Origin of the sequence: Bacteroides cellulosilyticus DSM 14838 (assembly GCF_000158035.1) — a bacterium.
Classification (GTDB): Bacteria; Bacteroidota; Bacteroidia; order Bacteroidales; family Bacteroidaceae; genus Bacteroides; species Bacteroides cellulosilyticus.
In genome coordinates, this window is sequence record NZ_EQ973495.1 from 111,892 (window position 1) to 123,014 (window position 11,123).

Genomic DNA, 11,123 nt, shown 5'->3' on the forward strand with positions numbered 1-11,123 from the left:
ATCCAGTACCAATTCCTCTGTTTTCTCATTCTCATCCAGCGAATTATCAACAAAAAGGGCAACTCCGTCATTGGTTTCCATCCATCCCGTGAAATAGTTATATCGATGAGACGGTAACTTAGCCTCTCCCACAACCACAAAGTCTTTATCAAAAAACGTCAGATAAAGATCACGATCATCCATCAAATTCAGTATATCTCTCATAGCATCAAATTCTATTCCTCCAAGATGTAAACGGGCATACATTCCCGTTTGCGGAAGATACATAAGATCATAGAAATGAGGATTCTCAATATTATGCCGTTCCCATTGCTCGTAGTTACCCGATTCGCATTTTTCCGCTACATTTTTCGTAAAACGACTATCTGCTTCAAAAACTTTTTGCTCTCCACTCTTACGATCCATAACATATACATGAGACTCGACCGGATAGTTATAAAGAACCTTTTCCGCTGTAAAGGTTATATTCAAATCACTCATATTGCCATAATCTCTGCCACTCACATTCGTAACAGCCACCGATGGCTGCAATAGATAGTCGACAGACGGAGTCATACTGTTCAGAAAAGTTTCCCGAACTTTAAAAGTAACCGGCGATGTAGAGAAATCCTTTATTCCATAAAGCAATGAATGACGTCCTCCGTCATAAAACAGTCGCGCTGTAGATATTGCATGATTAGTGTTTATCAGAATTTGTTCATTGTCTTTCAGTTCCGGACGTAAATCTACTGTTTTCAAAAGTTTCCCATCACCATTTATCAGGAGTATCCGTTGCGTATCATCATAAATCCAGATAGAGTCCGGAGTTTGTATAAAAAGCCCAGCTACAGAACGCATTACAGCTGATTTCCCCTGACTTGAAAGCAATATTTGCGATATCTGATGACGCTTCAAATCCATACAATCCAAAGCATGGGATTTATAATTGTATCCATAAATCAAACTCAGAGAGTCATTATGAAAATAAGAAGACAGATAATAAGACTTCAAATTCAAAACTTCCGAAACGGGGAACAGAATATCTTCCGTCTGCAACTTCACTTCATTAACCTCTTGTCCCGCAGATTGTTTCTTGCTCCCATTACAAGAAATAAAGAAGAAACAAAGTGGAAATATGATTAATGCCCAATGCTTTATACGATTACTAATAACCAAGATTGCTCTCGATACAGAAAACTTCGTTGTTTCATTTTTCATATACATTATATATTAGATGTTTTGCCTGGGCAAATATAAGAACTATGTATACACTAAATTGTAATTTTCATATAATTTTCCAAGTTTTATTCAAAAGACCTTTCTCCATATCATACCGCTTTGTTCCATTTCTCTTCTCCCATCCACCCTATTCGCATCTCCTTCGCTCCTATAGAGAGAACAAAATAGCGAACTTGGTACGAAGAGGGTACGAAGAAGATACAAGGAAGGTACGAAGGAAGAATTATTGTTCTTTTTTTCGTTTTCCGATATTCCGAAAAAACGGAGAATATTTCACCGACATCTCCCTATTACCCCTCCAGAAACCTCTTGTGGGGGATATAAAAAATGGCTACACCCTTTGCCTCGGATGGCTACACCCTTTAGTGCAAATGGCTACACCATCCGGGACAAAGGGTGTAGCCCTGGCAAAAGCCGAATTACCGAATAATCTAAAAGTACGATAACCGGGTAGCATATCTAAATCAAATTATATATCTTTGCGGAAACAAAAATCCAACACCTATGAAGATACTTTATTATATTTACCAAATATGTTTTGCTTTACCAATTCTGTTGGTATTGACTATTCTCACGGCTTTGGTGACTATCGTCGGCTCTCTGATAGGCGGTGCACATATCTGGGGCTATTATCCCGGAAAAATATGGTCACAATTGATTTGTGTTTTCCTGCTGATTCCTGTAAAGGTGCGCGGCCGGGAGAAAATACATAAACATACATCGTACGTATTCGTACCCAACCACCAGGGAGCATTCGATATCTTCCTCATTTACGGATTTCTGGGGCGTAACTTCAAGTGGATGATGAAGAAGAGCCTGCGGAAATTACCTTTCGTAGGGAAAGCCTGCGAAAGTGCAGGACACATATTTGTAGATCGTTCAGGTCCCAAGAAAGTATTGGAAACCATTCGCCAGGCAAAGGCTTCGCTAAAAGACGGTGTATCATTGGTAGTGTTCCCGGAAGGTGCCCGTACTTTTACCGGACACATGGGATATTTTAAGAAAGGTGCATTCCAGTTGGCAGATGAATTGCAGCTGGAAGTGGTGCCGGTCACTATCGACGGATCATTCAAAATTCTGCCCCGCACGGGAAAATGGATACACCCATATCGCATGATACTGACTATTCACGATCCGATCCCGCCCAAAGGACAAGGTATAGAAAACATCAAGGCGACGATGGCCGAAGCCTACGCCGCCGTAGAAAGTGCTTTACCGGAAGAATACAAGGGAATGGTGAAAAACGAGGACCAATAATAAAATTAAAAATTGAAAATTAGAAATTAAAACGTTGCAATCCAAAAGATGAGTTTGTGAAACAGCATGATAACATGCCTTTAATTTTTAATTTCTAATTATTAATTTTTCCGCTCTCCTCCATACGCCGATGTTCCTCTATCAATTTCATATTCTCTTTAGCTTTATCGAGAAATTCCCTCACCAAAGGACTACTCTTGAAAGTTTGAGGGGCTGTACGAATGATATCCTCTATTTGCGGTGTCATGATGGGATAAGGCAGTGTACTGCACATCATCATGAATACGCTGGGACCAAGGACATTCTCATAATTGGTGGAAATGAACTCCTTGATATAGTCATTCATTTCTTTTACCAAGGATTCTCCCTCCTGAGTCAGTTGTTCGTGGATGTCATCCAATGCGGCGCCATCCAGCACCATACGTGCCTCTTTCTTTTCCAGTTCTTCAATCTTCAACTCAAGCGAATTACGCTTTTCGATGAATTCATACAAAGCATTGTTTAGCGGCGTACCTTTAGCGGTGAGTTGAGAGTTGGATATGGAGACTTCAATCTTACCGTTCTCAAGTACAAGAGGCATGATAGCCTCATCATTCATGTAGAGCGTCACCATCATTACAGAGTCCGACGGACCACTCGTAGAGAACAAACCGTGTACCACTTCGGCGGAATCAATTGCTATCCACTGCCCGTCGCGGAGCGTTTTCAGGTATAACATCTTACCATCGAGGCTGGTCACCGATGACACACCCTCCACTTTATACTTGCGACTGCACGAAGCAAAAAGCACGAGCAAAAGCATTAAGGGCAAAATACGGTTCACATTCATTCTAATCATGCAGGAAACGATTTTTATGAAACACGATACAAAGGTACAACCTATTCGGGCTGTAAAGAAACTTTTTATCAATATTTAATTTTTGCTCTCTTTTTTCCATTAATAATCCTTATAAGGAGGGAGAAAAGAAAGGATATTTCATTTAGTTTACTTATTTTTGCAGTGATAACTAACAAAATGTAAACCCTGTAACTGAAACAAGTTAATCTCCTATGTCAACTTATGCTCCTTTTGCCAAGCCTCTTTATGTTATGCTGAAACCGGTAGGCGCCGTATGCAACCTTGCATGCGATTACTGTTACTACCTGGAAAAGAGCAAGCTATACCAAAACAACCCCAAGCACGTAATGAGTGAGGAGTTGCTGGAAAAGTTTATTGAAGAATACATAAATTCGCAAACCATGCCGCAGGTAATGTTCACCTGGCACGGTGGGGAAACTTTGATGCGCCCGTTGTCCTTCTACAAAAAGGCCATGGAACTGCAAAAAAAATATGCCCGCGGACGCACCATAGACAATAGTATACAGACCAACGGAACCATGCTGACGGATGAATGGTGCGAATTCTTCCGTGAAAACAACTGGCTGGTAGGTGTCTCTATCGACGGGCCACAAGAATTTCACGACGAATATCGCAAGAATAAGCAAGGTAAGCCTTCTTTCGTAAAAGTAATGCAAGGCATCAATCTACTGAAAAAGCATGGTGTGGAATGGAACGGCATGGCAGTAGTGAACGACTACAATGCCGATTATCCTCTGGAATTCTACAACTTCTTCAAAGAAATAGGTTGTCACTACATACAGTTCGCCCCCATCGTAGAGCGCGTATTCGGACATCAGGACGGACGTCATCTGGCCTCACTGGCCGATCGTGAAGAGGTGGCCGAACTGGCGGATTTCTCCATCAGCCCTGAGCAATGGGGCAATTTCCTCTGCACTCTCTTTGACGAATGGGTGAAAAAGGATGTAGGTACCTATTACATTCAATTGTTCGACTCTACCCTAGCCAACTGGATAGGCGAACAACCGGGCGTTTGCTCCATGGCAAAGACCTGCGGACATGCGGGAGTGATGGAGTTCAACGGAGACGTATACTCCTGCGACCATTTTGTATTCCCCGAATATAAGTTGGGCAACATTTACCAGAAGACGCTGGTGGAAATGATGTACAGTGATAAGCAGCAGGCTTTCGGACAAATGAAGCAGCAATCATTGCCCACCCAATGCCGGGAGTGTGAATGGCTGTTTGCCTGCAATGGCGAATGTCCTAAAAACCGCTTCGCACGAACGGCAAGTGGCGAACCGGGACTGAATTATCTGTGCAAGGGATATCATCGTTTTTTCAGTCATGTAGCGCCATACATGGACTTCATGAAGAATGAACTGATGAACCAACGTCCGCCTGCCAATGTAATGAATTTCATAAAACAATAAATTGTATAAACAGATAACAATGAAAATTAGAACCTACTTAGTAGCGCTTGCAGCGCTGGCGTTCGGCTCTACAGCACGTGCCGACGAAGGAATGTGGTTACTGCAACTGATGAAACAGCAGAACTCCATTGAGTTGATGAAAAAACAAGGTTTGAAACTGGAAGCGGATGATTTGTATAATCCGAATGGAGTATCACTGAAAGATGCGGTAGGTATCTTTGGCGGTGGTTGTACAGGTGAAATCATCTCACCGGAAGGGCTGATTCTGACAAACCATCATTGCGGATACGCTTCTATCCAGCAACATAGCAGCGTGGAACATGACTATCTGACCGATGGTTTCTGGGCAAAAAACCGTGGTGAGGAATTGCCTACTCCGGGATTGAAATTCCAGTTCGTTGACCGTATCGAAGACATTACGGACATCGTGAACCAAAAGATCGCTGCCGGTGAAGTAACTGAAGTAAATGCACTCACCCGCCCGTTCCTCAATAAACTGGCTAAAGAATTGTTTGAGAAGAGCGATCTGAAAGGTAAAAAAGGCATTGAAGTACAAGCTTTGCCGTTCTATGCCGGAAATAAATTCTATTTGTTCTATAAGAAAGTGTACACAGACGTACGTATGGTAGCCGCACCTCCTTCTTCCGTAGGCAAATTTGGTGGGGAGACGGATAACTGGATGTGGCCCCGCCACACGGGTGACTTCTCCATGTTCCGTATCTATGCCGATGCTAACGGTGATCCCGCAGAATATGCAGCATCAAATGTACCTTTGAAGACTCCCAAATATCTGCCTATCTCTATCAAGGGGCTGGAAGAAGGTGATTACGCCATGATCATGGGTTTCCCCGGAAGCACAAGCCGTTACCTCACCGTATCGGAAGTAAAGGAACGTATGGAAGCACAGAACCAACCGCGTATCACTATACGTGGCGCACGCCTCGCCGTATTGAAAGAAGTGATGGCTGCCAGCGACAAAACTCGTATTCAATATGCCAACAAGTATGCCGGCAGCAGCAATTACTGGAAGAACTCCATCGGTATGAATAAAGCGATCATTGATAATGATGTACTGGGTACAAAGGCAGAACAGGAGAAGAAATTCGCAGAATTCGCTAAAGGTAAACCGGAGTACGAAGGTGTAGTAGAAAAAATAGATGCCATTGTAAACCAGACAATGCCAGTAACCGGTCAGTATTACTACCTGATGGAAGCATTCAGTGGCGCCATTGAATTCGGTAGCCCGTACATGGTTATGGATAACCTGAAAAAGGGATTGGAAGAAAAGAACGACTCTCTCATCAATAAGTCTCTCGAACAGTTGAAAGAGGTCTTTGCTGACATCCATAATAAAGACTACGATCATGAAGTAGACCGCAAAGTAGCCAAAGCTATCTTCCCGGTATATGCCGAAATTATTCTGGCAGAACAACGCCCGGCTTTCTATCAGGATATTGAAAAAGAGTTTAAAGGCGACTATAATGCTTATATTGATGCCATGTATGACAATTCCATCCTGGCAAACCAGGCCAACTTTGACAAGTTCATCAAGAAACCTACAGTAAAAGCTATCGAAAAGGATCTGGCAACTCAATATTCACGCGCCAAGATTGAAAAACTGAGGTCACTGGCACAAGAACTGAACAGTACTTCCAAAGAACTGGCATTACTGCACAAAGCATATATCCGCGGACTGGGCGAAATGAAAGAACCCGTTCCTTCTTATCCGGACGCTAACTTTACCATTCGACTGACGTATGGTAACGTGAAATCATACAATCCGCGTGATGCCGTACATTACAAGTACTATACTACTACGGACGGTATTCTGGAAAAAGAAAATCCCGAGGACCGTGAATTCGTAGTTCCTGCCAAACTGAAGGAGCTGATACTGAAAAAAGACTTCGGACGTTATGCTCTGCCAAACGGTGATATGCCGGTTTGCTTCCTCAGCACAAACGACATCACCGGTGGTAACTCCGGTAGCCCCGTGCTGAATGCAAACGGTGAATTAATCGGTACTGCTTTCGATGGTAACTGGGAGTCTCTTAGCGGTGACATCAATTTTGATAATAACCTGCAACGTTGTATCAATCTGGACATCCGCTATGTACTGTTCATCCTTGAAAAACTGGGAGGATGCGAACATTTGATTAAAGAAATGAAAATTGTAGAATGAGAAAAACAATCTTATCCCTATTCATAACATCACTTGCCTTCGCCGCACACGCTGACGAAGGCATGTGGATGCTGACCGATCTGCAAAAGCAGAACGAAGTCGCTATGACGGAACTGGGATTACTAATCCCGGTGAACCAGATTTATAATCCTGACGGCATCGCCCTGAAAGATGCAGTGGTTCACTTCGGTGGCGGTTGCACAGGTGAAGTGATCTCTGCCGAAGGATTGATACTGACTAACCATCATTGTGGCTATGGTTCTATCCAACAGCACAGTACAGTGGAGCATGACTATCTGACAGATGGATTCTGGGCAATGAACCGCGAAGAAGAGCTTCCCTGTAAAGGACTTACCATTACTTACATTGATGAAATCCTGGATGTAACAGACTACGTCAACGAACAGTTGAAGATAGATCCGGACCCAAACGGTACAAACTATCTGTCACCCAAATACCTGAAGGAAGTAGCCGAGCGCTTCTCTTCCGAACAAGGCATTGCCCTGACACCGGGACGCAAGCTTGAACTGAAAGCTTTCTATGGTGGTAACCGCTACTACCTGTTTGTTAAAACCACTTACAGTGACATCCGTATGGTGGGTGCACCTCCCTCTTCTATCGGTAAATTCGGTGCGGATACCGATAACTGGATGTGGCCACGACATACAGGTGACTTCTCTTTGTTCCGCATATATGCCGACAAGGACGGAAATCCGGTGGAATACTCCAAGGATAACGTTCCCCTGAAAGTGAAGAAACATCTTACCATCAGCCTTGCCGGATACAAAGAAGGTGACTTCACTTTCGTCATGGGATTTCCCGGACGCAACTGGCGCTATATGATTTCCGACGAAGTGGAAGAACGTATGCAAACCACTAATTTCATGCGCCATCATGTACGTGGTGTTCGCCAGGAAGCATTGATGGAACAAATGCAGAAAGATCCTGCTGTACGTATCCATTATGCCAGTAAGTATGCCTCTTCTGCCAATTATTGGAAAAATGCCATTGGTATGAACGAAGGACTTATCCGCCTGAAAGTACTCGACACGAAACGTGCCCAGCAGGAACAACTCTTGGCTCGCGGACGTGAACAGGGTGATGATTCTTACCAGAAAGCATTCGATCAAATACGCAGTATCGTTGAGCATCGCCGCCCTGCCCTCTATCATCAGCAGGCCATTCAGGAAGCATTGGTGACAGGCCTGGACTTTATGCGCATCCCCAACACTTCTGCCATGCTGGCTGCCCTGAAAAGTAAGGACAAGGCACAGATAAAGGCTGCCGCTGATAGCTTAAAGATTGCCGCTGACAAGTACTTTGCTTCCGTACCTTTCCCTGATGTGGAACGTACAGTTGCCAAGAAAATGTTGCAGACTTATATACAATATATCCCGGCGGAACAACGCATCAGCATCTTTGAGGTCATTGACAAACGTTTCAAAGGTAACAGTGATGCCTTTGTCGATGCTTGTTTCGACCACTCTATCTTCGGCAAGAAGGAAAACTTTGAAAAGTTCATCCGAAAACCGGGCTCGTATAAGTTGGGATTTGACTGGATGGTACTGTTCAAACATTCCATCACAGACGGACTGTTGCAGACCGCCATTGCTATGGCAGACGCCAACAAGAATTACAATGCCGCACACAAAGTATGGGTAAAAGGTATGATGGACATGAAACGGAGTGCAGGTACTCCCATTTATCCGGATGCCAACTCCACCCTGCGCCTCACCTATGGAAAGGTGTTGCCTTATGAACCGGCTGACGGAGTGGAATATGGTTACTATACCACCCTCAAAGGTGCCATGGAAAAGGAAGATCCCGACAATTGGGAGTTTGTGATTCCTGCCAAATTAAAACAACTGTATCAGTCCAAGGACTTCGGACGCTATGCCATGCCGAATGGTGAAATGCCTATCTGCTTCATTGTGAATACAGACAACACCGGCGGTAACTCCGGCAGTCCGGTATTCAATGCCAAAGGTGAGCTCATCGGTACAGGTTTCGATCGCAATTATGAAGGACTTACAGGAGATATAGCCTTCCGCCCCTCTTCACAGCGTGCAGCCTGCGTAGACATTCGCTACACTTTATTTATCATAGAGAAGTATGCCGGTGCCTCACATATTATCAAGGAACTGACTATTGCGGAATAAATAAAAGGAAGTATAAAAATATCACTCGGATATTCAAGTGAACCATAATTCGCCCCTGCAAATAAAGTGAATAACTAAAGTCAATCACAATGTTTGCAGGGGCGAAATGTTTTCATTCAACCATAGTACAACAGTTACCCACAGAGCACCCAGGAAAGAAATCAGAATCATTTGATTAAATTTTCCGATAGGAAAATTGTTTACAAAATTGAAAGTATTCTAAAAAATACCCAAATATGCCATTTAAATAGTATGAAAAGCAATAGATCGTGAACAAAAGACACCACAAACTGTTTCACTATACAGACAACAACACTAATATTGTATTTATAAAAAAAATGAATTAATAACAGAAAGGAAAAGATTATGGAGAAATTTGAAGAACTTATACAATCAGAAAAACCTGTTTTAGTAGACTTTTTTGCAACTTGGTGTGGCCCATGTAAGGCAATGCATCCCGTATTGGAAGAGCTGAAAGGACAAATCGGTGATGGTGCCCGCATCGTGAAAATCGATGTAGACCAACATGAGGAACTGGCTGCTAAGTATCGTATACAAGCGGTACCCACTTTTATCGTATTCAAGAAAGGTGAAGCCGTTTGGCGTCATTCCGGAGTTATTAAGGGCAGTGAGTTGAAAGGCGTCATTGAACAAAATTCATAAAGAACAAACATTATGAAGAAAGTACTAACCTTTGCCATTCTGATTTTTGCCAGCGTACTGACATTCGCCTGCAAGGATGGAGCAAAAGCACAACCCAATGAACCGGAACAAAAAGAAGCCAAGAGCGGAGAAGTAATCGTAATGAACAAGGATATGTTTATTAAAGATGTATTCGATTACGAGAAATCCCAGGACTGGAAATATAAGGGTGACAAACCCGCCATCATTGATTTATATGCCGACTGGTGTGGTCCCTGCCGCATGACAGCGCCCATCATGAAAGATCTGGCAAAAGAATACGCCGGAAAGATCGTGATCTACAAAGTGAATGTGGACAAAGAACGTGAACTTGCCGCATTATTCAATGCAAGCAGTATTCCTCTCTTTGTATTCATTCCGATGGAAGGAGAACCTCAGCTTTTCCGTGGTGCAGCTGATAAAGCCACTTACCAAAAGGCAATTGAAGATTTCTTGTTAAAGAAGAAATAATATATAAGAAAAAGTCACTGGAGTTATGTATGAATGAGGAGTGGCATATCTTTCCACTCATTATTGTACATCTCCGTGACAGTGTGATAACCGGACGCTTGCAGGGCCATCAAAGCTTGCAGGCGTCCGTTGTTTATACGCTCCGGGTAGTGGGAATCACTATTAACCTGTACACGGATTCCCTTTTCAAGCAATACAGGGAAGTAGCGTTCATTAGGATAGAAAGTACCCAATTCCAGATAAGATTTTGTATTAATCTCTACGATATATCCTTTTCGGGCAATAGCATCAAAATATTCCTGAATCAAAGCATCATACCAAGGCTCATCCAGTAAGCCGGGATGATAAGCAGATGCGTTATAGTGCATTTTGTCAGCATGACCGACAATATCAAAACCGCCCAGTTCCACCATACGCATCAAACGGTCATAATAAAGATGCACCACTCTCACCAGGTCACCATTGAAATGTTTATCCACAAGTCTGCGGAATTTATCAGCCGTCACATCCACATCCACTATTTCTCCCTTATCATCATAAAGCAAGTGCACAGAACCGATACGGTAATCCAACGGTAATTCGCGGAAACGGACAACAGACGGATTGCTCTCTTCATTCAGATAGTCAATCTCCAGACCGATATAGAGTTCTATTTGTCCGGCATACTTAGCCTTCAGACGATGGAATTCGGCCAAATAGTCATCCATAGCGTCCCACTCCATAGTCCACGCTGTAGAAAACGGCAGAGGGGCATGGGAAGAAAATCCATAAGAAGTAAATCCTTCACTCAGGGCAAAGCGGATAAAGTCTTCCATATTAGCACGTCCGTCGCAATATAAGCTATGACTATGATAGTTCGTTAAATTTCCAGTTCTGTTGCTCATAAT

Annotated in this window: 9 protein-coding genes; 6 read left to right on the forward strand and 3 right to left on the reverse strand. The window is 43.2% G+C overall.

What is annotated here, in order from left to right:
- The coding region (locus BACCELL_RS22790) for a DUF4221 family protein (protein WP_169309610.1) at positions 1-1,197 on the reverse strand (1,197 nt) is incomplete at its 3' end.
- Positions 1,198-1,722: 525 nt separating this feature from the next.
- On the opposite strand from BACCELL_RS22790, the gene BACCELL_RS22795 reads away from it, so the two are divergent.
- Entirely contained in the window at positions 1,723-2,475 is a 753-nt protein-coding gene (locus BACCELL_RS22795; protein ID WP_007214472.1) for a lysophospholipid acyltransferase family protein, read from the forward strand.
- A gap of 94 nt (positions 2,476-2,569) precedes the next feature.
- Here the strand turns inward: BACCELL_RS22795 and BACCELL_RS22800 are convergent, their stop codons facing one another.
- A complete protein-coding gene (locus BACCELL_RS22800) occupies positions 2,570-3,313 on the reverse strand; it encodes a DUF4369 domain-containing protein (protein WP_007214473.1) in 744 nt (247 codons plus the stop codon).
- 212 nt (positions 3,314-3,525) lie between these two features.
- On the opposite strand from BACCELL_RS22800, the gene BACCELL_RS22805 reads away from it, so the two are divergent.
- From BACCELL_RS22805 to BACCELL_RS22825, 5 genes are all read left to right on the forward strand, one after another.
- Positions 3,526-4,746 carry an anaerobic sulfatase-maturation protein gene (locus BACCELL_RS22805; protein ID WP_007214474.1) on the forward strand — a complete coding sequence of 407 codons (1,221 nt, stop codon included), beginning with the start codon at positions 3,526-3,528 and terminating at the stop codon, positions 4,744-4,746.
- A gap of 19 nt (positions 4,747-4,765) precedes the next feature.
- Complete coding sequence (locus BACCELL_RS22810; RefSeq protein WP_007214475.1) at positions 4,766-6,925, forward strand: S46 family peptidase; 2,160 nt, start codon at positions 4,766-4,768, stop codon at positions 6,923-6,925.
- A complete protein-coding gene (locus BACCELL_RS22815) occupies positions 6,922-9,084 on the forward strand; it encodes a S46 family peptidase (RefSeq protein ID WP_007214476.1) in 2,163 nt (720 codons plus the stop codon). The genes BACCELL_RS22810 and BACCELL_RS22815 overlap by 4 nt, the downstream gene beginning before the upstream one ends.
- A 366-nt stretch (positions 9,085-9,450) precedes the next feature.
- Positions 9,451-9,747, forward strand: coding sequence for a thioredoxin (gene trxA / locus BACCELL_RS22820; protein WP_007214477.1), 297 nt, complete (start codon positions 9,451-9,453; stop codon positions 9,745-9,747).
- Between the two features lie 12 nt (positions 9,748-9,759).
- A complete protein-coding gene (locus tag BACCELL_RS22825) occupies positions 9,760-10,236 on the forward strand; it encodes a thioredoxin family protein (protein WP_007214478.1) in 477 nt (158 codons plus the stop codon).
- Positions 10,237-10,259: 23 nt separating this feature from the next.
- Here BACCELL_RS22825 and BACCELL_RS22830 read toward each other — a convergent pair whose 3' ends face one another.
- Positions 10,260-11,120, reverse strand: coding sequence for a histidinol-phosphatase (locus tag BACCELL_RS22830; RefSeq protein WP_044154378.1), 861 nt, complete (start codon positions 11,118-11,120; stop codon positions 10,260-10,262).
- Positions 11,121-11,123: the final 3 nt, after the last annotated feature.

Excerpts from the sequence above, each read along its gene's own strand:
- trxA (WP_007214477.1), top strand. The coding sequence starts at position 9,451 with ATGGAGAAATTTGAAGAACTTATACAATCAGAAAAACCTGTTTTAGTA.
- BACCELL_RS22795 (WP_007214472.1), top strand. The coding sequence starts at position 1,723 with ATGAAGATACTTTATTATATTTACCAAATATGTTTTGCTTTACCAATT.
- BACCELL_RS22800 (WP_007214473.1), bottom strand. The coding sequence starts at position 3,313 with ATGATTAGAATGAATGTGAACCGTATTTTGCCCTTAATGCTTTTGCTC.
- BACCELL_RS22805 (WP_007214474.1), top strand. The coding sequence starts at position 3,526 with ATGTCAACTTATGCTCCTTTTGCCAAGCCTCTTTATGTTATGCTGAAA.
- BACCELL_RS22825 (WP_007214478.1), top strand. The coding sequence starts at position 9,760 with ATGAAGAAAGTACTAACCTTTGCCATTCTGATTTTTGCCAGCGTACTG.
- BACCELL_RS22810 (WP_007214475.1), top strand. The coding sequence starts at position 4,766 with ATGAAAATTAGAACCTACTTAGTAGCGCTTGCAGCGCTGGCGTTCGGC.
- BACCELL_RS22830 (WP_044154378.1), bottom strand. The coding sequence starts at position 11,120 with ATGAGCAACAGAACTGGAAATTTAACGAACTATCATAGTCATAGCTTA.
- BACCELL_RS22815 (WP_007214476.1), top strand. The coding sequence starts at position 6,922 with ATGAGAAAAACAATCTTATCCCTATTCATAACATCACTTGCCTTCGCC.